25 protein-coding genes and 1 pseudogene are annotated in these 25,323 nt (G+C 69.1%); 21 read left to right on the forward strand and 5 right to left on the reverse strand.

Translation table 11 applies throughout. The annotated features are described in order from the left end of the window. From B0W88_RS14990 to B0W88_RS15005, 4 genes and pseudogenes are all read right to left on the reverse strand, one after another. Positions 1-217: pseudogene (locus tag B0W88_RS14990) on the reverse strand (energy transducer TonB); the annotation flags it as partial. Then, entirely contained in the window at positions 214-1,164 is a 951-nt protein-coding gene (locus B0W88_RS14995; protein ID WP_077035454.1) for an NAD-dependent epimerase/dehydratase family protein, read from the reverse strand. The pseudogene B0W88_RS14990 and the gene B0W88_RS14995, both read right to left, overlap by 4 nt. Positions 1,165-1,171: 7 nt before the next feature. Then, a complete protein-coding gene (locus B0W88_RS15000) occupies positions 1,172-1,942 on the reverse strand; it encodes an SDR family NAD(P)-dependent oxidoreductase (RefSeq protein WP_077035455.1) in 771 nt (256 codons plus the stop codon). Beyond that, on the reverse strand, positions 1,929-2,483 hold the full coding sequence (locus B0W88_RS15005) for a cupin domain-containing protein (protein WP_077035456.1): 555 nt from the start codon (positions 2,481-2,483) through the stop codon (positions 1,929-1,931). The genes B0W88_RS15000 and B0W88_RS15005 overlap by 14 nt, the downstream gene beginning before the upstream one ends. Positions 2,484-2,671: 188 nt before the next feature. Between B0W88_RS15005 and B0W88_RS15010 the strand changes: the two genes are divergently transcribed. The 7 genes from B0W88_RS15010 to B0W88_RS15040 all read left to right on the forward strand — a co-directional run bounded on the left by B0W88_RS15010 (position 2,672) and on the right by B0W88_RS15040 (position 8,830). Continuing rightward, complete coding sequence (locus tag B0W88_RS15010) at positions 2,672-3,832, forward strand: S9 family peptidase (protein WP_077035457.1); 1,161 nt, start codon at positions 2,672-2,674, stop codon at positions 3,830-3,832. 21 nt (positions 3,833-3,853) lie between these two features. Further along, positions 3,854-4,786, forward strand: a complete 933-nt coding sequence (locus B0W88_RS15015; RefSeq protein WP_077035458.1) for a VOC family protein — start codon at positions 3,854-3,856, stop codon at positions 4,784-4,786. 5 nt (positions 4,787-4,791) lie between these two features. Next, on the forward strand, positions 4,792-5,139 hold the full coding sequence (locus B0W88_RS15020) for a Rieske 2Fe-2S domain-containing protein (RefSeq protein WP_077035475.1): 348 nt from the start codon (positions 4,792-4,794) through the stop codon (positions 5,137-5,139). Continuing rightward, the gene (locus B0W88_RS15025) at positions 5,136-6,257 is read left to right on the forward strand and encodes an FAD-dependent oxidoreductase (RefSeq protein ID WP_077035459.1); all 1,122 of its coding nucleotides are present in this window, start codon (positions 5,136-5,138) and stop codon (positions 6,255-6,257) included. Before B0W88_RS15020 ends, B0W88_RS15025 begins: the two co-directional genes overlap by 4 nt. 14 nt (positions 6,258-6,271) lie before the next feature. Then, positions 6,272-7,072 (forward strand): cyclase family protein, encoded by an 801-nt coding sequence (locus B0W88_RS15030; protein ID WP_077035460.1) that lies wholly within the window; start codon positions 6,272-6,274, stop codon positions 7,070-7,072. A gap of 81 nt (positions 7,073-7,153) precedes the next feature. Continuing rightward, positions 7,154-7,825 (forward strand): TetR/AcrR family transcriptional regulator, encoded by a 672-nt coding sequence (locus tag B0W88_RS15035; protein WP_077035461.1) that lies wholly within the window; start codon positions 7,154-7,156, stop codon positions 7,823-7,825. Between the two features lie 15 nt (positions 7,826-7,840). After that, positions 7,841-8,830, forward strand: coding sequence for a LysR family transcriptional regulator (locus tag B0W88_RS15040; protein WP_077035462.1), 990 nt, complete (start codon positions 7,841-7,843; stop codon positions 8,828-8,830). Here the strand turns inward: B0W88_RS15040 and B0W88_RS15045 are convergent. Continuing rightward, entirely contained in the window at positions 8,789-9,745 is a 957-nt protein-coding gene (locus B0W88_RS15045) for a fumarylacetoacetate hydrolase family protein (protein ID WP_077035463.1), read from the reverse strand. The two genes, B0W88_RS15040 and B0W88_RS15045, sit on opposite strands and share 42 nt — an antisense overlap. Positions 9,746-9,905: 160 nt before the next feature. On the opposite strand from B0W88_RS15045, the gene B0W88_RS15050 reads away from it, so the two are divergent. The 14 genes from B0W88_RS15050 to B0W88_RS15115 all read left to right on the forward strand — a co-directional run. Further along, complete coding sequence (locus tag B0W88_RS15050) at positions 9,906-12,194, forward strand: TonB-dependent receptor (RefSeq protein WP_077035464.1); 2,289 nt, start codon at positions 9,906-9,908, stop codon at positions 12,192-12,194. Between the two features lie 13 nt (positions 12,195-12,207). Beyond that, positions 12,208-13,263: a sugar phosphate isomerase/epimerase gene (locus B0W88_RS15055; RefSeq protein ID WP_077035465.1), complete on the forward strand. Its 1,056-nt coding sequence runs from the start codon at positions 12,208-12,210 to the stop codon at positions 13,261-13,263. A 1-nt stretch (position 13,264) separates the two neighbouring features. Further along, positions 13,265-14,428, forward strand: coding sequence for a Gfo/Idh/MocA family protein (locus B0W88_RS15060; protein ID WP_077035466.1), 1,164 nt, complete (start codon positions 13,265-13,267; stop codon positions 14,426-14,428). A 33-nt stretch (positions 14,429-14,461) separates the two neighbouring features. Beyond that, a complete protein-coding gene (locus B0W88_RS15065; RefSeq protein WP_077035476.1) occupies positions 14,462-15,478 on the forward strand; it encodes a sugar phosphate isomerase/epimerase in 1,017 nt (338 codons plus the stop codon). A gap of 27 nt (positions 15,479-15,505) precedes the next feature. Then, on the forward strand, positions 15,506-15,901 hold the full coding sequence (locus tag B0W88_RS15070; protein WP_077035467.1) for a DUF6379 domain-containing protein: 396 nt from the start codon (positions 15,506-15,508) through the stop codon (positions 15,899-15,901). A gap of 12 nt (positions 15,902-15,913) precedes the next feature. Beyond that, entirely contained in the window at positions 15,914-16,324 is a 411-nt protein-coding gene (locus B0W88_RS15075; protein WP_083748801.1) for a DUF6379 domain-containing protein, read from the forward strand. Then, positions 16,317-17,339, forward strand: coding sequence for a sugar phosphate isomerase/epimerase (locus tag B0W88_RS15080; protein WP_077035468.1), 1,023 nt, complete (start codon positions 16,317-16,319; stop codon positions 17,337-17,339). Before B0W88_RS15075 ends, B0W88_RS15080 begins: the two co-directional genes overlap by 8 nt. After that, positions 17,336-18,121, forward strand: a complete 786-nt coding sequence (locus B0W88_RS15085) for a TIM barrel protein (protein ID WP_077035469.1) — start codon at positions 17,336-17,338, stop codon at positions 18,119-18,121. Before B0W88_RS15080 ends, B0W88_RS15085 begins: the two co-directional genes overlap by 4 nt. After that, positions 18,118-18,888 carry a TIM barrel protein gene (locus B0W88_RS15090; RefSeq protein WP_077035470.1) on the forward strand — a complete coding sequence of 257 codons (771 nt, stop codon included), beginning with the start codon at positions 18,118-18,120 and terminating at the stop codon, positions 18,886-18,888. Before B0W88_RS15085 ends, B0W88_RS15090 begins: the two co-directional genes overlap by 4 nt. Continuing rightward, positions 18,888-20,570 carry an FAD-dependent oxidoreductase gene (locus B0W88_RS15095; RefSeq protein ID WP_077035471.1) on the forward strand — a complete coding sequence of 561 codons (1,683 nt, stop codon included), beginning with the start codon at positions 18,888-18,890 and terminating at the stop codon, positions 20,568-20,570. The genes B0W88_RS15090 and B0W88_RS15095 overlap by 1 nt, the downstream gene beginning before the upstream one ends. After that, positions 20,567-21,571: a Gfo/Idh/MocA family protein gene (locus B0W88_RS15100; protein WP_077035472.1), complete on the forward strand. Its 1,005-nt coding sequence runs from the start codon at positions 20,567-20,569 to the stop codon at positions 21,569-21,571. Before B0W88_RS15095 ends, B0W88_RS15100 begins: the two co-directional genes overlap by 4 nt. Positions 21,572-21,606: 35 nt before the next feature. After that, a complete protein-coding gene (locus tag B0W88_RS15105) occupies positions 21,607-22,809 on the forward strand; it encodes an MFS transporter (RefSeq protein WP_077035473.1) in 1,203 nt (400 codons plus the stop codon). Continuing rightward, the gene (locus tag B0W88_RS15110) at positions 22,809-24,242 is read left to right on the forward strand and encodes an MFS transporter (RefSeq protein WP_077035474.1); all 1,434 of its coding nucleotides are present in this window, start codon (positions 22,809-22,811) and stop codon (positions 24,240-24,242) included. The genes B0W88_RS15105 and B0W88_RS15110 overlap by 1 nt, the downstream gene beginning before the upstream one ends. A gap of 5 nt (positions 24,243-24,247) precedes the next feature. Then, positions 24,248-25,323: glycosyl hydrolase (locus tag B0W88_RS15115; protein WP_255378653.1), on the forward strand; the 1,076-nt coding region annotated here is incomplete at its 3' end.

Here is a 25,323-nt window from a genome sequence, read left to right on the forward strand (position 1 = left end):
CCTTGATGTCGGGCGGCGGCGGCACGACCTTCTCCGGCGGCGGGGGCGGCTTGACCTTCTCCTCGATCACGCGGGTCCCGATCGGGCCGACCATCTTTTCCATCGCCTTGCGGGCCAGGCCGCTGGCGAGGCCGTAGATGATGATGACGTGGATGGCGACCACCACGCCGAAACCGGTCAGCCGGGACGACTCGGGTTTGCTCTGCGCGAAATTCATGCGTGCTCCATGCGGTTCAGGGCCTCGGTGATCAGCGCGTCCGCGTCGGCGTCGGCCAGGAAGCCGGCTGCCAGGGCCGATGGCGTTTCGAGCGCCGGCTGCCGGCCGAACAGCGCCTCGATCCGTGGGTCCGGCCGGTAAGTCAGCCCGGCTGTGCCGAAGCGCTTGCCCAAGGCCTGGACGAGCTCCGACATCGCCAGCCGCAACACCGGCAACTGGAAGACGCGGCCGGGCGGGAGCGCCTGGTCGTCCAGGCTGGCGGCATGCAGCAGGTTGTCCAGGCAGCAGTTCAGCGACATCCACCAGCAGCTGGCGTCCGCGCCGACCGGGCAGGCATAGGGCTCGCCCCGCGCGAGGCGATGGAAGACCAGGCTCATGAAGGCCGAGCCATGGCCGCTCTCGGCCGGCGGCCGCGCCACGATGCCGGGCAGGCGCAGGCTGCGGGCGTCCAGCATGCCGCGGCGGCTCAGGTCGGCCAGCATCAGCTCGGCCATCAGCTTGTGCGTGCCGTAGCTGGTGACGGGCCGGGGCAGGGTGCTCTCATGCAGCGGCGCGCTGCCCATCTCGCCGTACACCGCCACCGAGCTGGCGAAGACCAGGCGCGCCTTGGGTGCCGCCTGCGCGGCGAGGCGCCCGGCCAGGGCCAGCGTGGCGAGGAGGTTCACTTGCCGCCCGAGTTCGTAGTCCCGCTCGGCGAGGCCGCCCGGCACGCTGGCCAGATGGAAGGCGAGGTCCACCGGCGTGGCCAGGACGGCGTCCAGGAGGCCGGGATCGGCGAAATCGCCGCTGAACCTGCGCGTTAGCGGATTCGATGGTGCGGCGTCGAATTGCCGATCGACCAGGCTCAGCCGCGTGATGGCCGCGCCATTCAGTTGGCCGGTCGATTGCAGGCGAGAGGCAAGACCTGCCCCCACGAAGCCGGCGGCGCCGGTGATCAGGATGTGCATTTTTTCTTCAACCGCCGTCCGAAATGAGCGTGCCGCCGTCCACCACCAGCGTCTGGCCGGTGATGAAGGCGCCGCCCGGCGAGGCCAGCAGCACGGCCACGGCAGCGACTTCATGCGGCTGGCCCACGCGGCGCAGCGGCGTCATCGCGAGGCGGCGCTGCATGAAGGCGTCGTCGCCGATCAGCCCGGCGGCGAACGGCGTCTCGATCAGCCCGGGCGCGATCGCATTGGCACGCACGCCCTGCGGGCCCCATTCGACGGCCAGGTTGCGGGCCAGTTGCGCCAACGCTGCCTTGCTGAGGCCATAGAGGCCGATCGCCCGGTTGCCGCGCAGGCCGGCGATGCTGCTCATCAGGATGATGCTGCCCGCGCCGCGTTCGGCCATTCCTGGCGCCAGGCGGGCGGCGAGTTGCGAGGCACTGCGCAGGTTGACGTCGAAGACCCGCTCCCAGTCCGCGTCGCTGCGTTCGCCGATCGGTCCCGCCGGGCCTTGCAGGCCGGCATTGCAGACCAGGATGTCGACGGCGCCGCAGGCCTCGGCGAGCTTGTCGGCCTGTCCGCGCTGCGCGAGGTCGGCGGCCAGTGCGAGGTGGCCGGGTCCGTAGGCCAGAGACAGCTCGTCCGCGAGCGCCTGGCAAGCGACGGCGTCCAGGTCCGACGCGATCACGCACGCCCCCTGCGCGGCCATCGCCTGCGCAATCGCCCGGCCCAGCCCGCCGGTGGCCCCGGTGACCAGCGCGACCTTGCCGGCCAGCTTGAAGAGTTCAGCGGCGTCCATCGACCAGCACGAACAGCATGCGGCAGGGCTGGCCGGATCGATTCGCCCAGGCGTGATTCGTGCCGCGCTGCACGACGACGCTGCCGGGCTTGAGCTGCACCTCGCCGTTGTCGAGCACCAGCGTCAGCTCGCCGTCGATCACGACGCCGTAGTCCACGGTGTCGGTGCGGTGCATCAGCGGGTGAGGCGATGAAGCCTGCACCGTCGAGGCCGCGGCATCGCCGATCTGGCTGAAGGCCTCGTGCATCGTCGCGGCGCCTTGCGCGAGGAACTCGGGCGTGTCGGGCGGGATGTCGACGAAGCGGATGCGCGTGCCGTTCGGCGGCGGCGGCAGGCTCAAGGGCCCGAGTGTCGGATCCTCGTCGTTGTCGACCGGCGCCGGCGTGGCGGATGTGGCCCAGACCTCGTGGAAGGTCGTGCCCGGGATGGCGGCGATCTCCACGACCGTGGGCAGCGACCCGTCGCTGGCGACGACGGCGCGGCCTTGCGCGTCATGGCCGGTGACGACCCGGTGGATGGGAGGGAGGCTTTCCTTTTGCATGGCTGCGCAGCTTATGGATGCAGGGCCCCGCGGCTGAAATCCTTTGCATCAATCACCCGCATCGATCGCGTCAATACCTCCCGCCGCAAGCGATCGATTCGGCGGATAGGTCCGATTCAGAAGATCCATTTCTTCGAGCGGAGGCGCGTGGCTAACCTGCCCAGCCATCACTTCAGGAAAGCCGTTCGATGTTTCGCTACTTCCCCAGCAACTACGTCTGGAACCTGTCGGTCGACCTGGCCATCGAGATGGGCGCCCGCATCGGCGAGATCGAGGCCATGTGCGCGCCGCTGCAGGAGGCCTCGAAGGCGCCCGACGCGGCCGGCGTCAAGGCCTTCCGCGAGACCTGGGTGCGCATGGGCGAGCAGCTCTGCGAACTGGCCGCCGAGGACGAGGCGCGCGGCCGCCTGATCTCGGCCGGCGACAAGCTCAGCCGCGCCGCCATCTACCTGCTCACCGCCGAGCGCATGCAGGGTCACGGCTCGCCCGGCCGCGCCGAGCTGTACCAGCGCTTCCAGCAGGTCTTCAACCAGGGCCTGGCGCTGTCCGGCGAGAACTGCGAGCGGGTGGAGATTCCGTACGGCGATGCGCACATCGCCGGGCTCTACGTCCGCGCCGAGGGCGTCTCGGGTCCCGCACCGCTGCTGGTGCAGGTCAACGGCCTGGACTCGACCAAGGAAATGAAATACCGCGTCGGCCTGCCGAAGTGGCTGGCCCAGCGCGGCGTGTCCTCGCTGATCATCGACCAGCCGGGCACCGGCGAGGCGCTGCGCCTGCACGGCATGACGGCGGTCTACAACTCGGAAGTGTGGGCCAGCAAGGTGGTCGACTGGCTGGAGACCCGGCCCGAGGTCGACGCCCGCCGCATCGGCCTGGAAGGCGTCTCGCTGGGCGGCTACTACTGCCCGCGCGCGGTGGCCTTCGAGCCGCGCTTCGCCTGCGGCGTCGTCTGGGGCGCCAACCACGACTGGCGCGAGGTGCAGAAGCGCCGCCTCGAGAAGGAAGGCAGCTTCCCGGTGCCGCACTACTGGGAGCACGTGCGCTGGGTCTGGGGCGCGAAGGACATGGATGAATTCATGAGCATCGCTGAGCAGGTTCACCTCGACGGCGTGCTCGACCGCATCCGCGTGCCCTTCCTCGTCACCCATGGAGAGAAGGACTCGCAGATCCCGCTGAAGTGGGCCGAGCGCACCTATGAGCAACTCGTCAACAGCCCGAAGCGCGAGCTGAAGGTGTTCACCGCCCGCGAGGGCGGCGTCCAGCACAGCAGCTTCGACAACTCGGCCAATGCCGGCGCCTATATCGCGGACTGGGTCGCCGAGACCCTGGGCGGCCGCACCTCACTCTGAGACAACAGGAAGAACCACGCCATGAACATCATCGGACCCGACGCGCTGCTCTTCGGCGTCGACGACGTCGCCGCCTGCGCGCGCTACCTCACCGACTACGGCCTGCGCCCGGTCGGCGTCACGGCGGCCGGCGGCCGCTTCGAGGCGCTGGACGGCACGGCCATCGTCATCGCCCACAAGGACGACCCCGCGCTGCCGCCGGGCCTGGGCACCGCCAGCATGCTGCGCGAGACCGTCTACGGCGTGGCCGACGCGGCGACGCTGGAGGCTATCGCCGCCGAGCTGATGAAGGACCGCGAGGTCCACCGCAGCGCCGACGGCGCGATCCACAGCCGCGACGACATGGGCTTCGCGCTGGCCTTCCAGGTGACGGTGCGCAAGCCGCTGAGCCTGGCTGCAGAGGCGATCAACGCGCCGGGTGCGGCGCCGCAGCGGGCCGTCAATGTGGCGGCGGTGGACGAGGCGGCGGTGATCGCGCCGCGCTCGCTCTCGCACGTCGTCTACTTCGTGCCCGACGCGGCGGCGGCCGAGGCCTTCTACGTCAAGCGCCTGGGCTTCACCTGCACCGACCGCTTCCAGGGCGTGGGCCCCTTCCTGCGCCCCGCCGGCACGGCCGACCACCACACGCTGTTCATGATTCAGACGCCGCCGTTCCTGAAGGGCGTCGAGCATTTCACCTTCCACCTGGGCGGTCCGACCGAGGTGATGCAGGCCGGCACGCGCTTCGTCGCCAAGGGCTATCAGTCGTTCTGGGGCCCGGGCCGACACAAGTTCGGTTCCAACTGGTTCTGGTACTTCAACAGCCCGCTGGGCTGCCATGTCGAGTACGACGCCGACATGGACCTGCACGACGAGCGCTGGGTGGCCCGCGAGGCCGCGATGGGCGCCGATGCCTCGCAGCTCTTCCTGTTCCAGCACCGCGACAAGTGGGCGCCGGGCGGCAAGCCGCAGTGATCGACATGCGCCTGTGCCATCTCGACGAATTGCCGGACGGCCGGTCGCGCGGCTTCGACCCCGCGAGACGCGGGCAGGACAGCGTCCTCATCGTTCGCCGCGGCAGCCGCCTCCACGCCTGGCTTGACGCCTGCCCGCACCACGGCGGCACCCCGATGGCCTGGCGCAAGGACGAGTACCTGAACGCCGCGGGCACGGCCATCGTCTGCCATGCCCACGGCGCGCAGTTCGACATCGAAACGGGCCGGTGCACGCTGGGGCCGTGTCTCGGGCAGTCCCTGCATGCCATGCCGCTGCGCGTCGACACCAGCGGCGACGTTTACTTGATGAACCCCGAGGAGACAAGAACATGAGCAAGAACATCCTGATCATCGGCGGCGGCTTCTCCGGCATGGCCGCCGCGATCCAGCTCCGCAAGATCGGCGCGCATGTGGACCTGGTCGAGATCGACCCGGGCTGGCGCTCCTACGGCGCCGGCATCAGCATCGGCGGCGCGGCGCTGCGCGCGTTCAAGCAGATCGGCGTGATGGACGCCTTCCTGCGTGAGGGCTTCTGCGGCGACGGCGTCGACCTGTTCCTGCCGCACGGCCTGCAGATCGGGCAACTGCCCACGCCGCGCCTGGCCGGGCCCGATGTTCCCGGCGGCGGCGGCATCATGCGGCCGGTGCTGGCGAAGATCCTGGCCGAGGCCACGCGCGCCTCGGGCACGGCGGTGCGCCTGGGCTGCACCTTCACGGACATAACGCAGGATGCCGACGGCGTCGACGTGACCTTCACCGACGGGATGAAGCGCCGCTACGACCTGGTGATCGGCGCGGACGGCCTCTACTCCAAGGTCCGCGAGACGCTGTTCCCCGAGGCGCCGAAGCCGGCCTACAGCGGGCAGGGCGTCTGGCGCGCGGTGCTGCCGCGGCCGGCCGAGGTGCAGCGCACGATGATGTGGCTGGGGCCGAAGGTGAAGACCGGCGTGAACCCGGTGTCGCAGAGCGAGATGTACCTCTTCGTCACCGAGGACCGCCCGACCCACTCGTTCATCGATCCGAAACTGTGGCCGCAGATGCTGGCCGAGCTGCTGGCGCCGTTCCCCGCGCCGCTGATGCAGAGCGTGCGCGCGCAGCTCGGCGAGCACTCGCAGATCGTCTACCGGCCGCTGGAGCAGTTGCTGATGCCGCAGCCCTGGGCGAAGGGAAGGGTGCTGCTGATCGGCGACACGGTCCATGCCACGACGCCGCACATGGCCTCGGGCGCCGGCATCGGCATCGAGGACGCGATCGTGATCGCCGAGGAACTCGATCGCGCCGCGAGCGTCCCCGAGGCGCTTGAGAAGTTCCAGAAGCGCCGCTGGGAACGTTGCTGCATGGTGGTGAAGAACTCCGCCCGCCTCGGCGAGATCGAGATCGCCGGTGGCGACAAGGACGAGCACGGCCGCATCATGCGCGAGACGCTGATGGCGCTGGCTCAGCCCATCTGATCGGGAGGACCGCCATGACCCGCCGCCTGATCGACCTGTCCATCTACCTCGAGAACGAAGTCCTGTCCGATCCGCCGCCGCTGGCGCCGAAGATCACCTACCAGACCCACAAGGACACCGTCGCCGAGTTCACCCACCTGATCCCCGGCACCACGGCCGCGGACTACCCCGACGGCGAGGCCGCCGCCGCCGAGTGGGTGACGATGACCACCCACAGCGGCACGCATCTCGACGCGCCCTACCACTTCCATTCCACGATGGATGCGAAGAACGGCGGCAGCCGGCCCTCGATCACGATCGACCAGGTGCCGCTGGAATGGTGCTTCCAGCCCGGCGTGAAGCTGGACTTCCGGCACTTCGAGGACGGCTATGTGGCTACCGCGAAGGACGTGGCCGCCGAGCTGAAGCGCATCGGCCACACGCTGCGCCCGCTGGACATCGTCGTCGTCAACACCCGCGCCGGCAGCCGCTACGGCCACAAGGACTATCTGCAGGCCGGCTGCGGCATGGGCTACGAGGCGACGATGTACCTGCTGGAGCGCGGCGTGCGCCTGACCGGCACCGACGCCTGGAGCTGGGACGCGCCCTTCTCCTTCACCGCGAAGAAGATCGCCGAGACCGGCAACAAGGCGCTGATCTGGGAAGGCCACAAGGCCGGCCGCGACATCGGCTACTGCCACCTGGAGAAGCTGCACAACCTGGAGGCGCTGCCGGGCGACGGCTTCGTGATCAGCTGCTTCCCGCACAAGGTCCGCGGCGGCTCGGCGGGCTGGACGCGCGCGGTGGCGATCTTCGATGAACGCTTGAGGGACTGAGTACAAACCCTGTACGTCGTGGGGCGGCGTTAGCTTCAAAATCAGAATAAGAATTCTAATTTTGATTGGAGACAGGCTTCCATGCCAGATTCCGTCCAGCACGCGCGCTCGCCCAAGCAGGCCCGCAGCCGCGAGTCCTTCGAGCGGGTGATCGAGGCGACGCTGTCGCTGCTCGGCGAGCGCAGCTACGAGCAGCTGACGCTGGCCGAGATCAGCCAGCGGGCCGAGGCCTCGATCGGCTCGATCTACGGCCGCGTCAAGGGCAAGGAGGAGTTGCTGCGCGCGGCGCAGGTGATCTTCTTCGAGCGCAGCGCCGAGGAGTACGGGGCTCTGATCGAGCAGATCCGTAGCGGCCCGCCGGAGCTGGCGCTGGTCGTGCCGGCGCTGGTGAAGGGCCTCGGCGAGCGCTTGCGCCAGAACGCCGGCCCGCTGCGCGCCTTCATGAACCGCGCGCCGCTGGACCCGGTGATCCAGGCCGCCGGCAAGGCCTTCTACGCGCAGCATCACGGCGCGCTGATCCGCCTGGTCGTCGACCTGAAGGACCAGATCGCCCACCCCGAGCCCGAGCGCGCGGCCGAGGCGGCGCTGGCCACCGTGTTCGCCGCCCAGGCCCGCTACCTGGGCCTGGACAGCGCGGCGCCGAGCGGCGAAGGCGACTGGACCCAGATCCTCGACGACCTGGCCGACATGATGCTCGCCTTCCTGCTGTTCACGCCTCGCCGTGCCAAGCCGACACGCCGCACCCGCAAGTGACTGGAGACCTCGGCCATGCGATTCAAGAAGCTGGACCTGAACCTGCTCGTCGCGCTGGACGCGATGCTCGAAGAGCGCAACATCAGCCGAGCCGCCGAGCGCATGCACCTGAGCCAGTCGGCGATGAGCAATGCGCTGGCGCGGCTGCGCGACTACTTCGAGGACGAGCTGCTGGTGCCGGTCGGCCGGCGCATGGACCTGACGCCGCGCGCCGAATCGCTGCGCGAGGCGGTGAAGGACGTGCTGGCCCGCGTCAACACGACCATCGCCACGCTGCCCGAGTTCGACCCGGCCAGCAGCGACCGCTGCTTCAAGTTCTTCGTCTCCGACTACACGACGGCGACGCTGATTCCCTACCTGATCGAGCGGGCCTGGCGGCAGGCGCCGGGCGTCAGCTTCGAGCTGCTGCCGCAGGCCAGCCATCCGCACCAGGCGCTGGAGCAGGGCGAGATCGACGTGCTGATCATTCCCGAGGGCTATTGCTCGCCCGAGCATCCGACCGAGCTGCTGTTTACCGAGAGCTTCTGCTGCGTCACCTGGCAGGGCAGCCGCTGGGCGCATGAGCGCGTGGATCTCGATGCCTACTGCGCCGCCGGCCATGTGATCGTCACGACCGGCCGCGAGCACAAGTCCTACGAGGAGATGTTCATGCAGCGCCGCGGCATCCAGCGCCGCGTGGAGATCCAGACCACCAGCTTCGTCGCCACCTCGCGCCTGGTGATCGGCACCGACCGCATCGCCACCGTGCACCGGCGGCTGGCCAACGAAGCCAGCCGCCACTATCCGGTGGCGATCCAGCCGGTGCCGGTGGACGTGCCGCCGATGCGCCAGGCGGTGCAGTGGCACAAGTACCGCAGCATGGACCCGGGCCTCGTCTGGCTCCGCGGCCTGCTGCACGAGGCGGTGGCGGCGATGGATGCCGATCTCGGCGCGCCGGCGCCGCCGCTGCCGCCCGTCGTTCTCTCAAGTCGCGAGGTAGCGCTGGTCGATGGCGCCGAAGATTGAATGGCCTCCGGCATCGAACATCTCCAACCGCACCCGGTCGCCGAAGCGCATGAAGGGTGTGGTCGGTTGGCCGTGGTCGATCATCTCGATCGCGCGGCGCTCGGAGATGCAGGTCGAGCCCGCCGCGCGGTCCGCATTCGAGAAGGTGCCCGAGCCGATCAGCGTGCCCGCGCGCAGCGGGCGCGAGTAGGCGACGTACTCGATCAGCTGGTCGAAGCCGAAGGTCGCCTCGCGGCCATTGGGCTGGCCGAACCACTCGCCGTTCAGATGGCAGTGCAGATCCAGCGCGCAGCGGCCGTCATGCCAGGCATCGCCCAGTTCATCGGGGGTCACCGCCACCGGCGAGAGCGCGGTCGACGGCTTGGCGCGGATCCAGCCGAAGCCGGTCTTCATCTCGCGCGGCGCGTGGGCGCGCAGGCTCACGTCGTTGATGAGTACGAGAAGCCGGATATGTGCCAGCGCGTCGGCGCGGCGCGTGCCCAGCGGTGTTTCGTCCAGCAGCACGCCCAGCTCGCCCTCGATGTCCATGCCGTCGCTCTCGGAGGGCACGCGCACATCGTCGGTCGCGGCAATGATGTCGTCGGCATTGCCCTGGTAGACCATCGGGTACTGGGTGTAGTCCGCCGGCGGGCTGTTGAAGGCGCGCTCCATCAGGCGGCCGTGGTTCTCGAACACCGAGCCGTCCAGCCACTGGCTGGGCCGCGGCAGCGGCGCAGCGGCCTGCGCCGGGTCGAAGGCGAAGGCCTGCAGCGCGCCCGCGTTCAGGGCGCTGTATCGATCCTGCAACGCGGGTGCAAAACGAGCCCAGTTGCGCAGCAGGTCGAGCATGCCCTGCGGTCCTTCTGCATCGATGGCCAGGCGCAGGTCGCGCGAGACCAGCACCAGCCGTCCGTCTCTCAAGGTGGCGAGTTTCATGGAAATCTTGTCATCGAGTTCATGGATGCGGAGGGTAAGCGTTTTGAAGTTTGCCTGATATCAAAACCAGTGATCCCAGCTATTCAAAGGATCCACCGCGCCGATAGCTGATCACGACTACAAATGCGGCCTGGCAAACACAAAAGGCTGGAGACAAGACATGAACCGATTCATCAACAAGCCGTCGCCGCTGGCGACTCCTCTTGCGATCCTCATGACGGGCTGCGGCCTGCTGAGCGTGTCCGCGCAGGCAACGGCCCAGGAGGCCGACACCAAGGCGCAGGGCCAGACGCTGGAGACCGTCGTCGTCACCGCGCAGAAGCGCAAGGAGAAGGTGCAGGAGGTGCCCGTCTCGGTGACGCTGATCCCGGCCGAGCAGCTGGAGCGCCAGGGCGTGTCCTCGCTGACCGACCTGTCCAAGATGAGCGCGTCGCTGGAGTTCGGCGCGCCGGATTCGTCCGTGGGCGGTGGCGGTTATGTGCGCGGCATCGGCACCAACTCCTTCGGCAACTCGGCCCAGGGCTCGGTCGGCGTGGTGCTGGACGGCGTGGTGATGGGCAACACCAATATCAACAGCATCTTCGACATCGAGCGCGTCGAGATCCTGAAGGGACCGCAGGGCACGCTGTTCGGCAATTCCGTGTCGGCTGGCGTGATCAGCCTGACGACCAAGGCACCCAGCACGAAGAAGCTCTCCGGCGAGGTCAGCACCGAGTTCTCCTCGGGCCAGCTCGGTTCCGAGTACGGCCGCCAGGTGCTGCGCGGCGCGATCAACCTGCCGCTCAGCGAGAACTCGGCGATGCGCATCTCGCTGCACACCGACCGGAACGAGGGCCTGCGCTTCAATACCTACAACGGCAGCGAGAGCAGCGGCACCGACAACGGCGTGCGCCTGCGCTACCTGAACCGCATCAGCGAAGACCTGACGCTGAACCTGATCGCCGACTACAACCAGGTCAAGAAGCTCAACGGCGACTACCTGACCTACCGCGTGGCACCGGCCGGCTCGGCGCTTGCCAATGCGCTGAAGGCCTGCGGCGTGACCGCCAGCGACTCGAACTTCAGCACCTGCGGAGACACGGTGGACAGCAACACCAACTCGCGCGACACCGGCCTCTCGGCCCAGTTCGACTGGGACATCGGCTCGCACACGCTGACCTCGATCACCTCGCTGCGCGGCAACAAGACCGAGAACCGCTCCAACGTCGTCGGCATCCCGACCGCGATCACCGAGCAGTATTTCGGCAACGGCAACTGCCACTTCTACGACTGCATTCCGATCTTTGCGATCATGTCCGGCGGTCGCAACAGCTTCCAGGACTTCAACCGCAAGCAGTTCACCCAGGAACTGCGCATCGCCAACGGCCAGGGCGAGAAGCTCGAGTACGTGGCCGGCCTGTTCTACCAGCAGTACCAGCTCGACTGGTTCAAGCCCAACCTGTTCTCCGCCGATTTCGGCGGCGGCACCTTCGTGAATACCTACAGCCAGTACGCCACCGTCAAGAGCTCGGACGTGGCCGCCTTCGGCCAGGCTACCTATCACCTGTCCCCCGCGACGCGCCTGATCGCCGGCGCACGCATCACGCACAGCAATGTGGATGAGGATGTCACCGACGAGAGCCTCACGCCCACGTCCGGCCAGCTCTCCACCAAGGCCACCAAGTTCTCGTACCGCCTGGGCGTGCAGAACGACTTCGCCAAGAACACGATGGGCTACCTGACGCTGGCCAGCGGCTACAAGGGCCCGCAGATCGCCGATGCCGCGCCGGGCGCGATGTTCGCGGTGAAGCCCGAGATCCCGACCAGCCTGGAGCTGGGCGTGAAGACCTCCGCCTTCGGCAACCGCCTGGCCATCAACGCCGACATCTTCTACACCAAGGTGAAGGATTACCAGGGCCAGTCCTGCAAGCCGAATGCCGCGGGTTCGGGCATCGACTGCGTGCCGGCCAACGTGCCCGAGGTGATCACCAAGGGCATCGAGGTGGACATCTTCGGCCGCCCGATGGACGGCCTGACGCTGAACCTCAGTGGCATCTGGAATCCGGCCAAGTATCCAGCCGGTTACCTGGCGGCGGACGGCACCGACCTCGGCGGCACGCAGCTCACCCGCTCGGCCAAGACCAAGGTGACGTTGTCGGCCGAGTACACCTGGGGCCTCAGCGAGAACTACGACCTGGCGCTGGGGGCCGATGCCACCTACCGCTCGGAGATGTCGCTGTACCCATCGGCGGACAAGAGCTTCGTGATCCCCTCGGGCTGGAGCACCAATGCGCGGCTGAGCCTGCAATCGGCGAAGAACTGGAGCGTCTCGCTGTTCGGCCGCAACCTGGGCCGCAACCGCACGCCGCGCGACCTGTTCCCGACGCCGTTCCAGACCGGCGGCATGTGGCAGTTCTTCGACTCCTCGGCGATGCGCCTGGTCGGTGTCCAGATGGACGCCAAGTTCTGATCGGAGCCCGGTGATGAAGACCATTCGCGGCCCCGGCATCTTCCTGGCGCAGTTCGCCGGCGACCAGGCCCCGTTCAACAGCCTGGACAGCATCGGCCGCTGGGCGGCCGGCCTCGGCTACGTGGGCGTGCAGATCCCCAGCTGGGATGCGCGGCTGTTCGATCTCGAACGCGCCGCCACCAGCCAGACCTATTGCGACGAGCTGACGGGCCAGTTGAAGGACCTGGGCCTGCAGATCACCGAGCTGTCCACGCATCTGCAGGGGCAGTTGATCGCGGTGCATCCGGCCTATGACACGGCTTTCGACGCCTTCGCGCCGGAGGCGGTGCGGGGCCGTCCCGCCGCGCGGCGCGAGTGGGCCGAGCAGCAGCTGCGCTGGGCCGCCCAGGCCAGCCGGCGCCTGGGCCTGGCGGCGCACGCCACCTTCTCCGGCGCGCTGGCCTGGCCCTTCATGTACCCCTGGCCGCAGCGGCCGGCCGGGCTGGTGGAAGAGGCCTTCGAGGAACTGGGCCGGCGCTGGACGCCGCTGCTCGATGCCTTCGACGAGGCGGGCGTGGACATCTGCTACGAGATCCATCCCGGCGAGGACCTGCACGACGGTGCCACCTTCGAACGCTTCCTCGGCACGGTGAAGAACCATCCCCGCGCCAACATCCTCTACGACCCCAGCCACTTCGTGCTGCAGCAGCTCGACTACCTGCGCTTCATCGACCACTACCACGAGCGCATCCGCGCCTTCCATGTGAAGGACGCCGAGTTCCGGCCCGACGGGCGCAGCGGTGTGTACGGCGGCTACCAGGACTGGGTGGACCGACCCGGCCGCTTCCGCTCGCTGGGCGACGGACAGGTGGACTTCAAGGCCATCTTCAGCAAGCTGACGGCGAAGGACTATGGCGGCTGGGCGGTGCTGGAGTGGGAGTGCTGCCTGAAGCATCCGGAGCAGGGGGCGGCCGAAGGGGCGCCGTTCATCCGCGATCACATCATCCGCGTGACCGAGAAGGCCTTCGACGATTTCGCCGGTGGCGCCACGGATCCGGCGGTGCTGCGCCGCATGCTGGGGGTGGGCTGAGATGGCGACGCCTAACGCCAAGCCTGCACGCATCCGCCTCGGCATGGTCGGCGGCGGCGAGGGCGCCTTCATCGGCGGCGTGCATCGCATCGCCGCGCGGCTGGACGACGAGTACGAGTTGGTCGCCGGCGCGCTGTCGTCCACGCCGGAAAAGGCACGCCGCTCGGGATCGGCCTTAGGCCTGGACCCGGCGCGGACCTACGACAGCTACCAGCAGATGGCCGAAGCCGAAGCGGCGCGGGACGACGGCATCGAGGCCGTCGCCATCGTCACGCCCAACCACCTGCATGCGCCGGTCGCCACCGCCTTCCTGAGGGCCGGCATCCATGTGATCTGCGACAAGCCGGTCACCACCCGCAGCGCCGATGCCAAGGCCCTGGCCGCGCTGGCGAAGAAGCAGGGCCTGGTCTTCGCCGTCACGCACAACTACAGCGCCTATCCGATGGTGCGGGTGGCGCGGGAGATGGTGCGGGCCGGCAAGCTCGGCGAGATCCGCGTCGTGCAGGCCGAGTACCCGCAGGACTGGCTGGCCGAGCCGCTGGAGCAGAGCGGGCAGAAGCAGGCCGCCTGGCGCACCGACCCGGCCCAGGCCGGTGGCGGCGCGATCGGCGACATCGGCTCGCACGCCTGGCACCTGGCCGACTACGTGACCTGCCAGCCGCTGGCCCAGCTCTGCGCCGAGCTGAGCAGCTTCGTACCCGGCCGCGCGATCGACGACAACGCCCAGGTGCTGCTGCGCTACGCCAACGGCGCGCGCGGCGCGATCTGGGCCAGCCAGGTCGCGCCCGGCCATCTGAATGACCTGCAACTGCGGGTCTACGGTTCCAAGGGCGGCCTGGTCTGGCGCCAGGAAAGTCCCAACCAGCTGCAGTTCACGCCGCTGGGCCAGCCTACTCAATTGCTTCAACGCGCAGGAGCCGCATTCGGCGACGCGGGGGCCCGGGTCACGCGCATCCCGGCAGGCCACCCCGAGGGCTATCTCGAAGCCTTCGCCACGATCTACACCGAAGTGGCGCAGCACCTGCGCGCTGCCCGCCGAGGCGGGCGCAAGCCGGAGAAGGCCTGCCACTTCCCCACCATCGATGACGGACTGCGCGGCGTGCAGTTCATCGAGGCGGTGCAGCGCTCGTCCCGACTGGGCGGCCGCTGGACCAAGCTGCCCTGAGCAGCCATCAACACATTCATGGAGAAGACCATCATGGGTCAACAACACCAGATCAAGCGAGGCGTCAGCCTCTACAGCTTCCAGAACGACACCTTCCTCGGCACGATGAAGCTGGCCGACTGCATCCGCACGTGCGCCGAGATCGGCGCGATGGGCATCGAGATCGTCGGCGAGCAGACCTTCTGGGGCTGGCCCGAGGCCGGCGTGGCCGATGCCGACGTGGCGCACTGGCACGAGCTGATGCGCGAGTACGGCACCGTGCCGGTCAGCCATGACTTCATGCTCGACTACAAGCGCTACAAGGGCCGCGTGATGGGCTTCGACGAGCAGGTCGCCAGCGTCAAGAAGGACATCGACTTCGGCGCCCGCCTGGGCATGAAGTTCATCCGCTCGCTGGTGTCCATCGCGCCGGAGGTGCTGGTGGCCTGCGCCGGCTACGCGGAGGACAAGGGCATCACCATCCTGCTGGAGGTGCATGCGCCGCTGCACTTCGACCATCCCTGGATCATCCGCCACGCGGAGGCCTACGAGAAGTCGGGCTCCAAGGCACTGGGCTTCCTGCCGGACATGGGCATGTTCCTGCACCGCTTCCCGCGCGTGTGGAAGGCGCGCTTCATCCGCAACGGCGTGTCGCCGGCGATCGCCGATCACATCGAGAAGGCCTATGAAGACCGCGTGCTCAGCGAGTACGTGATCAACGACGTGCGCGAGATGGGCGGCACCGGCCCGGCGCTGGCGATGGCCGAGACGCTGCGCCACAACGCCGCCTTCGAGCCCAAGCGGATGCTGGACTTCATGCACCGCATCCACAACATCCACGGCAAGTTCTACGAGATGACGGCGGACGACATCGAGCCCTCGATCCCCTACGACGAGATCGTCGCCGTGCTGAAGCAGGGCGGCTACCAGGGCTACATCTGCTCCGAGTACGAGGGCAACCGCTGGGTGGAGGACGCCGAGCCCGTGCAGTCGGTCGAACAGGTCAAGCGCCAGCACCGCATGCTGTGCCGCCTGCTCGACGAAGCCATCCCCGCCGGCCTGCGCGCCTGAACCCCGAAGACCAAGGAGAACACCATCATGATGGACAAGCACATGATCTGCACCGAGGGCTTCGAGAACGTCCTCGACAAGAACGGCCAGGCCACCGGCTTCGCGCTGCTGGCGCGGCTGCCCTACTACCGCGGCCTCGGCCTGTCGATGGTCGAGGACATCGCGGTCAGCGTGGACGGCGAGGCCGTGCCGCGCGAGGCGGTGCGGCTGGAGCTGCGCGGCCGCAGCTGGTCGCTCGCCGAGATGGAAACCTGCTACGACGAGAAGTGGAACTTCGGTGAGAAGGCCCGCGTGATCGTGCAGCGCCCGGGCGGCCTGACGCCGGGCGAGCACCGCATCGAGCTGGCCGAGCGCCTGCGCGTGTCCTACCTGCCCTTCGTGCCGACCACGCGCGATGCCAAGGTCCTGACGCTGGCGGCTTGAGGAGGCACCGACATGGCTCGCTTCTTCAAGAACAACTTCAGCGACGTGCTGCTGACGCCCGAGGATTCGCGCGTGACAGCGGAAGGCCTGTCGCTCGACGTGCGCCTGCCCTGGTACCGCTCGCTGCCGCTGTCGGTGGTGATGCCCAGCGAGCTGCTGGTCGACGGCCAGCGCGTGCCGCTGGACGGCGCCACGGTCGAGCACGAGGGCCGGCGCTACACGCTGGCCGAGCTGCCGGAGCAGGTCGCTGCCTGGTGGTTCGTGCAGGACTCGATCAAGCTGCTGGTGCCGATGGACCAGCCGCTCTCGGCCGCGCCGCACGAGGTGACGCTGACGCTGCACCTCTTCCCGCCCTACATCCCGATGCTCACCTGGGTGACGCGCGGCAACGCCGTGCTGCAAGGAGTTCGCAACCATGGATAACAAGCCGAAGAAGGGCTTCAAGCTGGGCAGCACGCTGTACAGCTTCACCAACGAGTGGCACGAGCGCCGCTATGACTTCGAAGGCCTGGTCGCCGAGGTGGCGCGCCGCGGCCTGGGCCCGGGGCTGGAGCTGATCGGCTTCTCCAGCATCCGTGGCTTCCCGGTCGTCAGCGATGACTTCGCCGCCCGCTTCAAGGACCTGATGGCGCAGCACCAGCTGACGCCGAGCTGCCTGTCGATCAACGCCGACATGGCGATCCGCCGCGGCACGATGATGAGCGTGGACGAGGCCGTGGCCTACCACGTGCCGCAGATCGAGGCGGCGGCCAAGCTGGGCTTCCCGGTCGTGCGCTGCCAGTTCGCGGCGCCGGCCGAGGTGCTGGTCCGGCTGCTGCCGCTGGCCGAGAAGCACGGCATCAAGATGGGCCCCGAGGTCCACGCGCCGCTGAACCCGAACTCACCGCCGGTGATGGCCTACCGCGAGGCCTATGCGAAGGCCAACTCGCCGCTGCTGGGCTTCGTGCCCGACTTCGGCTGCTCGGCCCGCGACCTCCCCGCCACCTACATCGCCAACCTGCGCGCGCAGGAGCTGCCCGAGCACCTGATCCAGCTCGCGCTGGAGGTCTGGCATCTGCCGAAGGATGCCGGCTGGAAGCGCCAGGAGTTCGCCCGCCGCGTGGAGCCTTTGCGCGCCGACCCGGCCGACGTCAGTGCGCTGTCGGTGATGTTCAACATCCTGAGCCCCGGCGAGGCCGCGGCCTGGAAGGAGATCATGGGCCAGGTGGTCCATGTGCACGGCAAGTTCTACGACTTCGACACCGACGGCAACGAGACCTCGATCCCCTACGACGAGTTGCTGCCGGTCTTCCACGACGGCGGCTACGAGGGCTTCATGTCCAGCGAATGGGAGGGCCACCTCTACATGCGCAATGTCGATGCCTTCGACATGGTGGCCAAGCACCAGGCGCTGTCGCGGCGCATCCTTGATCGCCACGTTGCGGGAGCCAGGTCATGAAGCTCTCCGCCGTCATCGAAGACCTCTACATGTTCAATGAGGCCGGCGCGATGCCCGAGCGCATCCGCGCCGCCGCCGCCGCGGGCCTGGATCGGGTGGAGTTCCACCTCTGGGACAAGGTCGATATCGACGCTGTCGAACGCGCGCTCAAGGAGACCGGCGTGCAGCTGCAGAGCCTGGTCATCGGCCCGCGCTGTGGCTGCGTGGACAAGGCTCGTGAAGGCTACTTCCTCGATGCGCTGACCGGCACGATCGCGATGGTCAGGCGCCTCGGCGCCAAGGGCATCGTCTTGGCCGGCGGCCCCGCCGCCCAGGGTCACACCGACGCGCAGCAGCGCGAGGCGATGGTCTACCTGCTGAAGAAGGCCGCGTCGCTGGCTGCAGCCGCGGGCGTGATGATCTGGCTCGAGCCGCTGAACTCGCGCATCGACCATCCCGGCATGTTCATGAACACCGCGATGGAAGGCCTGGACATTGTCGAGGAAGTGGGCAGCCCGGCCGTGCGCCTGCTCTACGACGTCTACCACTCGACTGTGATGGGCGAGGACTGGCGCGAGGTGCTCAAGCGCGGCCACCTGATCGGCTATGTGCAGGTGGCTGACACGAACGGCCGCCATGAGCCCGGCACCGGCAGCATCGACTGGGCCGCCTGGCTGCCCGCGCTGCGCGCCGCCGGCTACGACGGCGACATCGGCTTGGAGTACCGGCCGAGCGGATCCAGTGTCGATTCGCTGCAGCGCACCCGCGAGGTGTTCGGCATGGCGGAGGCGGCGGCATCATGAAGCTCGTCCCCTGCATCGAGATGCTCTACAAGGCCGAGCATCCCGACCTCGTCGACCGCATCCACGCCGCCAAGGCCGACGGCTTCGACGCGGTGGACATCTGGCTCTGGCGCGACAAGCCGCTCGAGGCGATCCGCGAGGCCTGCGCCGAAACCGGCGTGCGCGTGAACAGCTTCGGCGTCGACCCGCGCGCCAGCCTGGTCGACCCGGCCGAGCATGCCACCGTGCTCGCCGGCGTGCGCGACGCGGTGCCTGTGGCGCAGCAGCTGGGCGGCGCGCGCATGCTGCTCGCCTCGGGCTTCACGCTGCCTGGCGTGCCTGATGCCGAGCAGCGCGCCAGCGTCGTCAAGGTGCTGCGCGAGGCCGCGCGCATCGCGGCGGACGGCGGCGTCTCGATCCTGCTGGAGCCGGTGCACATGGTGATCGGCGGCCAGCCGATGTATGCGCGCACGGTGCGCCATGGCCTGGACATCGTCGAGGCGGTCGACAGCCCGGCGCTGCGCTTGCTGGCCGACGTCTATCACGGCGCGGTCAGCGGGGAAAGCTTCGAGCAGGCCTTCGCGGACCGCATCGAGGGTATAGGCCATGTGCAGGTGGCCGACTTCGAAGGCCGCCACGAGCCGGGCACCGGCCGGCTCGACTGGTCCGGCTTCGTGCCGCTGCTGGAACGCCGCGGCTACCGCGGCGACATCGGGCTGGAGTACCTGCCCACGATGTCGATCAAGGAATCACTGGCGCTGACGCGCCGCACGCTGGGCCTTTTGTAATGAAACAAGATCAATTCGACGCCATCGTCGTCGGCTCCGGCGCCACCGGCGGCTTCGCCGCCAAGGAACTGAGCGAGCGCGGCCTGAAGGTGCTGGTGCTTGAGGCCGGCGGCCCGTTGCCGGAAGAGAAGTTCGAGAAGGCCGCCAAGGCCCAGTTCGCCGCCATCGGCTCCTGGGCCCGCATCAAGGCCGGCCTGACCGGCCAGCACAAGCAGGCGCTGACCTCCTTCTACTCGCCCGAGAAGGCCTTCCTGTTCGTCAACGACAAGGAGAACCCCTACGAGTCGCCGCAGGACTTCTACCTCTGGCTGCGTGGCAAGCAGGTGGGCGGGCGCTTCCTGGCCTGGGGTCGGGTGGGGCTGCGCATGTCCGACTACACCTTCAAGTTCAAGAGCCATGAGGGCCAGGGCTTCGACTGGCCGATCGGCTACGCGGACATCGCGCCCTACTACGAGAAGGTGGAGCGCTTCCTCGGCATGGTGGGCAATGACGACGGCATCGAGTACTGCCCGGCCGGCGCCTATGTGAAGCCCGCGGGCTTGAGCAAGGCCGAGCAGAAGTTCAAGGCCGCGGTGGAAGGCAAGTGGGCGGACGCCAAGGTCATGGCCTGGCGCTATGTCCGCAAGGAAGCCACGCCGGTCGATGCCAAGGGCAACCGCACGACCAGCCCGCTGGCCGCCGCAGCCGCCACCGGCAACATGACGCTGCGCTCGAACTCCCCGGCCGAGCGCATCGAGACCGACCCGCGCACCGGCCGCGCCGTCGGCGTCAGCTACATGGACAAGGCCAGCGGCGAGCGCCGCACGGCGCGCGCCCAGGTGGTCGTCGTCTGCGCCTCGACGATCGAGAGCATCCGCCTGCTGCTGAACTCGACCGGCGAGAAGCATCCCAACGGCCTGGGCAACAGCTCCGGCCTGGTCGGCCGCTACTTCATGGACCAGATGCTGACGCTGGGCTTCGGCTCCGCGCCGGGCTTCAAGGGCGGCGAGCTGGTGGACGGCACGTCGCCGTCCGACAACCACGGCGGCATCTACATCCCGCGCTTCCGCCAGCTGCGCAACCCCGGCGAGCTGGGCTACGCCGGCGGCTTCAACCTGCAGGGCATCGTCGGCCGGCCTATGGTGCCGCCGCACATGGACTCGGTCTTCGGCCTGACCGGCCACGGCGAGATCCTGCCGCACATCGAGAACCACGTGCGCCTGGCCTCGCGGCGCGACCGCCTGGGCGTGCCGATCCCGTCCGTCAACCTGCGCCTGCGCGACAACGACCTGAAGCTGCTGCGCGACCAGGTGCAGACGCAGAAGGCGGTGATGCGCGAGGCGGGGCTGTCGGTGGACTTCCTGATCAGCCCGCTGGGCATCGACTCCGACGGCCCCTTCATGCCCAACGCCAAGTGGTACGAGCGGCTGATGTTCCGCATGGCCTACAAGCGCAGCGTGGCGGTCGGCGGCGCGATCCACGAATGCGGCGGCGCCCGCATGGGCAGCGACCCGAAGACCTCGGTGCTGAACGCGATGAACCAGGTCTGGGACGCGCCCAACGTGTTCGTGACCGACAGCAGCTGCTTCGTCACCAACGGCACCTGCGGCCCGACGCTGACGACGATGGCGCTGACAGTGCGGGCCTGCGAGCACATCGCCAGCGAGTACGGCCATTCCAGGGAGCTGCAGGCATGCGCATGAACGGAACAAAAGTGCGTTGGGCCGTCGTGGGCAGCGGCGGCATCGGCAAGCGCACCGTCGGCGATCTACGCCTGTGCGACAACGCCGAGGTCGTGGCCATCGGCTCCCGCTCGCGCGCCAGCGCCGATGCCTTCGCGCAGGAGCACCAGCTGCCGCTGGCCTTCGACGATCACGCGCAACTCTGCGCCTCGCCCGATATCGATGCGGTCTACATCGGCACGCCCCACGCCACGCACTTCGCGCTGGCCAGCCAGGCGCTGAGGGCAGGCAAGCATGTGCTGTGCGAGAAGCCGCTGACGATGACCGCGGACGAGGCGCGCGAACTCGGCCGCATCGCCGCGGCGCATCATGTCTTCCTGATGGAAGCGATGTGGATGAAGTTCAGCCCCGCGATGCAGAAGGCGGTCGAGCTGGTGGCGCAGGGCGCCATCGGCGAGCCGCGCTTTCTTCAGGCGGGCCTGGGCTACCCGGTGCCGCCGGATGGCCCCAAGCGATTCTGGGATGCGGCGCTGGGCGGCGGCGCGCTCTATGACATGGGCGTCTACACGATCACGCTGGCGCAGATGTTCCTCGGCGAGCTGGCGGAGATCTCGGTCACCGGCTGCATGCGGCCCGATGGCGTCGACCTGGAGGAGGCGATCACGCTGCGCTATGCCGGCGGCGCGCTGGCGCAGCTGGCGACCTCGATCACCTGCCTCGTGCCGCCGCGCGGCTGGCTGGGCGGCAGCCGCGGTGCCATCGACTTCCAGCAGCCGCTGTTCTCGCCGGGCGGGCTGACGGTCACCACCGGCCGGCCTCCGGCGCCGCCCGAGGTGCAGGAGCTGAAGTTCGCGCGCGAGGGCGCCGGCTACGTGCCGATGTTCCGCGCCGTCAACGTCGCCATCCTGGCCGGGGCCACCGAACATCCGCTGCATCCGGTGTCCGCCACGGCCGCGGTGCTGGACATCATGCAGCGCATCCAGGCCGCGCTGGCCCGCGAGCGCGACGCCATTGCCGCGTAACGCGCGACGCGAAGAACAAGCAGGAGACAAGAAGCATGCACACCTCAAGCCGCCAGGCCGGGATCCCCCAGGGCCTCATCATCATCGCGATCAGCCTGCTGCCGATGATGGCCATCGTCGCGCTGATGCCCATCGTGCCGCTGCTGGTGCAGCACTTCCACGATGTGCCCAATATCCAGACGATGGCGCCGCTGGTGCTGTCGGCGCCGGGCCTGTGCGTGGCGCTGCTGTCGCCCTTCGCCGGCTGGCTGGCGGACCGCTTCGGTCGGCGGCAGCTGGCCATCGGCTTCGCGGCGGTCTACGGCATCGGCGGGATGATTCCGGTCTTCGTCCAGGACTTCAACGTGCTGCTGGGCAGCCGGCTGCTGCTGGGTGTCGGCGAGTCGGTGATCCTGACCATGGGCAACACGCTGCTGGGTGACTACTTCCCCAAGGAGCAGCGCGCCAAGTGGCTGATGTGGCAGGGCATCGTCGGCTCCGCCTGCGGCTCGGGCCTGCTGGCGCTGAGCGGCTACCTGGCCGGCTTCGGCTGGAATTTTGCTTTCCTGGTCTACGGCCTGGCGCTGGTGATCGCGGCGGCGGCGTACTTCTTCCTGTTCGAGCCGGAGCGCGTGCCGGCCAAGAACTTCACGGCCTCGGGTACCTTCATCCCGCCGCGCTTCCCGCGCGCGCTGATGGTCCGCCTGGCCGGGACCACGCTGGTGCTCGCCTCGCTGTACTTCGTCTACACGCTGCAGTTCTCGCTGGCGCTCGATGCGCTGGGGCTCAAGGAGGCGCACCGCATCGGCAACTACAGCGCCGTGGCCAGCTTCGCGGTGCCGCTGGGCGCGATCCTGTTCAAGGTCTTGTCCACGCGTCGCTCGGTGCTGCAGTTCACCGTGCTGTTCCTGCTGCTGGGCACCGGCATGGCCGGCATCGGCCTGTCGCGCGATGTCAACGCCGTCGTGGCCTTCGCTTTCGTGCAGCAGCTCGGCGCCGGCATGTGCATCCCGATCCTGATCGGCTGGGGCCTGCGCGAGCTGCCCGACGAGTTCCGCGGCCGCGGCATGGGCATGTGGGTCAGCGCCTTCTTCCTCGGGCAGTTCGTCTCGCCGCTGCTGGTTACGCTGCTGCGCGGCTGGACCGGCGGGCTGCTGCAGACCTTCGTGGCCTGCGGGGCGACCTGCATCGCCATCGCCGTGGGCAACCTGCTGCTGGGCCGCCGCCGCACGCCGGCCATCGCGCGACCGGCCGCCTGATGGGCGCCGCTCTGACGGGCCGCAAACGCACGCTGGCGTTTGCGGTGGTCGCCATCGCCTTCGTGATGGACCTGCTGGACGTCACCATCGTCAACGTCGCGCTGCCGGCGATCGGCAAGGCGCTGCACGCCGACGCCGCGCAGATGGCCTGGATCGTCGCCGGCTACGCGCTGGCCTTCGCGGTGCTGCTGGTGATCGGCGGGCGGCTGGGCGATCTCTATGGGCACCGCGTGCTGTTCCTGTGGGGCGTGGGTGCCTTCACGCTCGCGTCGATCGCCTGCGGCCTGGCCGGGTCCGCCGACGCGCTGGTGCTGGCGCGGGTGGGGCAGGGCGCCTGCGCGGCGCTGATGGTGCCGCAGGTGCTGGCGCTGATGCAGGCGATGTACGCGCCGCACGAGCGCATGCGCGCCTTCGCGATCTTCGGGCTGCTGGGCGGGCTGTCCTCGGCACTCGGGCCGGTGGTGGGCGGGCTGATGGTCGATGCCGATGTGGGCGGGCTCGGCTGGCGTTCGGTCTTCCTGATCAACCTGCCGGTCGGCCTGCTGGCGCTGCTGGGCGCGAGCCGCGTGCTGCCGCATGATCCGCCGTCACCGAATACGACGCTGGACGGCGCCGGCACCGCCTGGTGCCTGCTGGCCGCCAGCGCCTGGGCCGTGCCGCTGGTGCAGGGGCCGGAGCAGGGCTGGACGCCGGCGCTGTTCGCGCTGCTGGCTGCCGCGCCGTTGCTGACGCTGAGCCTGTGGCGGCACTGCTGCCGTCTGGCCGCGCGCGGCGGCCGGCCGATCGTGCAGCCCGGGCTGCTGCGCGACCCGGGCTACCGGCTGGGCCTGATCCTCTCGCTGCTGTGCACCGGCCTGCTGCCGGCCTACCTCTTCGTGCTGACCTTCGCCTGGCAGCTCGGCGCGGGGCTCAGTGCCACGCAGATGGCGCTGCTGTGCCTGCCGATCGCGCTGGCCGTCACCGCCAGCGTGACCTGGCTGGGGCGCGTCGCCTTCGCGCGTCTGGGCGTGCGCTGCATCCTCGTGGGGCTGGCGCTGCAGGCGCTGGGCATGGGCGGGATGATGATGATCTGTGCCGGCGGCTTGGGCGATCCGGTGGCGCTGGTGCTGTCCTGGCGCGGCTATCTGGCGCAGGGCCTGCTGGGCCTGGGCATCGGCTTCATCGGGCCGCCGCTGACGGCGGTGACGCTGCAGTCGGTGCCGCGCGACCAGGCCGGCGGCGCCTCGGGCGTCGTCAACGCGGCGCGGCAGTATGCGGCCGTGGCGGCCATCGCGCTGGTGTCGGCGCTGGTCCATCGCGCCGGCGCGACCTATTCGCCGGCCACGCTGCTGGCGGCGCTGCCGGGACTGGGCCTGCTGTTCGCGCTCAGCGCATGGATGGCCTGGTCGCTGCCGCGGATCGAGCTGGTACCGGCGGCCAGCGCGGCGCACTGATGATGATGTCTCGCTGGCTGCTGCTGATCCTGTGCCTCTGCGCGGGGACGGCTTGTGCCGGCGAGGATCCTCTCTGGGCCGGCTTCACGTCGCCGCCGCAAAGCGCCCGGCCGCGCGTCTGGTGGCACTGGATGAACGGCAACGTGAGCCCCGACGGCATCCGCCAGGATCTCGAATGGATGCAGCGCGTGGGCATCGGCGGCTTCCAGCTCTTCGAGGCCTCGATGGGCACGCCGGTGGTGGTGCCGCAGCGGCAGGTGTTCGGCTCGCCGCAGTGGCACGAGTCGATCCGGCTGAGCGCGGAGACGGCGCAGCGCCTGGGCCTGGAGATGGCCGTGGCTGCCTCGCCCGGATGGAGCGCGACCGGCGGGCCTTGGGTGAAGCCCGAGGACGCGATGCGCAAGCTCGTATGGAGCGAGACGCGGCTGCGCGGCGGCGTGCGCTTCCGGGGCCGACTGGCCGAGCCGCCGAGTGCCGCCGGGCCGTACCAGGATGTGGGCGAGCGCGGGACCTTCAGGCAGGAAGTCGCGCTGCTGGCCTATCCCGCCTCGCCCGGCGATCGTCCGCTGGTGCCTCGTGACGCGAGCAGCCCGCAAGGCGCCGTGCAGCCGGCCTCTCTGATCGATGGGCTCTATGCCGATGCGATCACCTTGCCCGAGCCGGACGATGGCCGAGGCAGTTGGGTGACGTATCGCTTCAGCTCGCCGCAGACGGTGCGCTCGGTCACCGTCGGTCTGCTGGGTTCGCACGGCTTCGGCGCACCGACGCCACCACTGGCGACGCTGCAGAGCAGCCACGATGGCCGGACCTTCACCGACGTCGCCCTGCTGCCGGCCACCGGCTCGCCGGTGCGCACGGCCAGCTTCGCGCCGGTCCGCGCCGCATGGTTCCGGCTGCGGATCGAGCGCCCGGCCGTCAAGGGCCTTGCTGAGTCCGCACGCTTCGCGCCCGGCGCCTTGCCCTTGAAGCTGCCGCCCGCGCCGCGCGGCTTTGCGCTGTCCGAGTTCGTGCTGCGCGGGGAAGGGCGGGTCCATGCCGGCGAGGAGAAGGCCGGCTTCGCCACCGTGCCGGACTACAACGC

The organism is Pelomonas sp. KK5 (assembly GCF_001984095.1).
Classification (GTDB): Bacteria; Pseudomonadota; Gammaproteobacteria; order Burkholderiales; family Burkholderiaceae_C; genus KK5.

Coding starts and splice junctions, on each gene's coding strand:
- B0W88_RS15025 (WP_077035459.1), top strand. CDS start 5,136: ATGAGCAAGAACATCCTGATCATCGGCGGCGGCTTCTCCGGCATGGCC.
- B0W88_RS15010 (WP_077035457.1), top strand. CDS start 2,672: ATGTTTCGCTACTTCCCCAGCAACTACGTCTGGAACCTGTCGGTCGAC.
- B0W88_RS15000 (WP_077035455.1), bottom strand. CDS start 1,942: ATGGACGCCGCTGAACTCTTCAAGCTGGCCGGCAAGGTCGCGCTGGTC.
- B0W88_RS15015 (WP_077035458.1), top strand. CDS start 3,854: ATGAACATCATCGGACCCGACGCGCTGCTCTTCGGCGTCGACGACGTC.
- B0W88_RS15095 (WP_077035471.1), top strand. CDS start 18,888: ATGAAACAAGATCAATTCGACGCCATCGTCGTCGGCTCCGGCGCCACC.
- B0W88_RS15030 (WP_077035460.1), top strand. CDS start 6,272: ATGACCCGCCGCCTGATCGACCTGTCCATCTACCTCGAGAACGAAGTC.
- B0W88_RS15005 (WP_077035456.1), bottom strand. CDS start 2,483: ATGCAAAAGGAAAGCCTCCCTCCCATCCACCGGGTCGTCACCGGCCAT.
- B0W88_RS15020 (WP_077035475.1), top strand. CDS start 4,792: ATGCGCCTGTGCCATCTCGACGAATTGCCGGACGGCCGGTCGCGCGGC.
- B0W88_RS14995 (WP_077035454.1), bottom strand. CDS start 1,164: ATGCACATCCTGATCACCGGCGCCGCCGGCTTCGTGGGGGCAGGTCTT.
- B0W88_RS15040 (WP_077035462.1), top strand. CDS start 7,841: ATGCGATTCAAGAAGCTGGACCTGAACCTGCTCGTCGCGCTGGACGCG.
- B0W88_RS15110 (WP_077035474.1), top strand. CDS start 22,809: ATGGGCGCCGCTCTGACGGGCCGCAAACGCACGCTGGCGTTTGCGGTG.
- B0W88_RS15085 (WP_077035469.1), top strand. CDS start 17,336: ATGAAGCTCTCCGCCGTCATCGAAGACCTCTACATGTTCAATGAGGCC.
- B0W88_RS15105 (WP_077035473.1), top strand. CDS start 21,607: ATGCACACCTCAAGCCGCCAGGCCGGGATCCCCCAGGGCCTCATCATC.
- B0W88_RS15045 (WP_077035463.1), bottom strand. CDS start 9,745: ATGAAACTCGCCACCTTGAGAGACGGACGGCTGGTGCTGGTCTCGCGC.
- B0W88_RS15075 (WP_083748801.1), top strand. CDS start 15,914: ATGGCTCGCTTCTTCAAGAACAACTTCAGCGACGTGCTGCTGACGCCC.
- B0W88_RS15065 (WP_077035476.1), top strand. CDS start 14,462: ATGGGTCAACAACACCAGATCAAGCGAGGCGTCAGCCTCTACAGCTTC.
- B0W88_RS15100 (WP_077035472.1), top strand. CDS start 20,567: ATGAACGGAACAAAAGTGCGTTGGGCCGTCGTGGGCAGCGGCGGCATC.
- B0W88_RS15090 (WP_077035470.1), top strand. CDS start 18,118: ATGAAGCTCGTCCCCTGCATCGAGATGCTCTACAAGGCCGAGCATCCC.
- B0W88_RS15050 (WP_077035464.1), top strand. CDS start 9,906: ATGAACCGATTCATCAACAAGCCGTCGCCGCTGGCGACTCCTCTTGCG.
- B0W88_RS15035 (WP_077035461.1), top strand. CDS start 7,154: ATGCCAGATTCCGTCCAGCACGCGCGCTCGCCCAAGCAGGCCCGCAGC.
- B0W88_RS15080 (WP_077035468.1), top strand. CDS start 16,317: ATGGATAACAAGCCGAAGAAGGGCTTCAAGCTGGGCAGCACGCTGTAC.
- B0W88_RS15055 (WP_077035465.1), top strand. CDS start 12,208: ATGAAGACCATTCGCGGCCCCGGCATCTTCCTGGCGCAGTTCGCCGGC.
- B0W88_RS15060 (WP_077035466.1), top strand. CDS start 13,265: ATGGCGACGCCTAACGCCAAGCCTGCACGCATCCGCCTCGGCATGGTC.
- B0W88_RS15070 (WP_077035467.1), top strand. CDS start 15,506: ATGATGGACAAGCACATGATCTGCACCGAGGGCTTCGAGAACGTCCTC.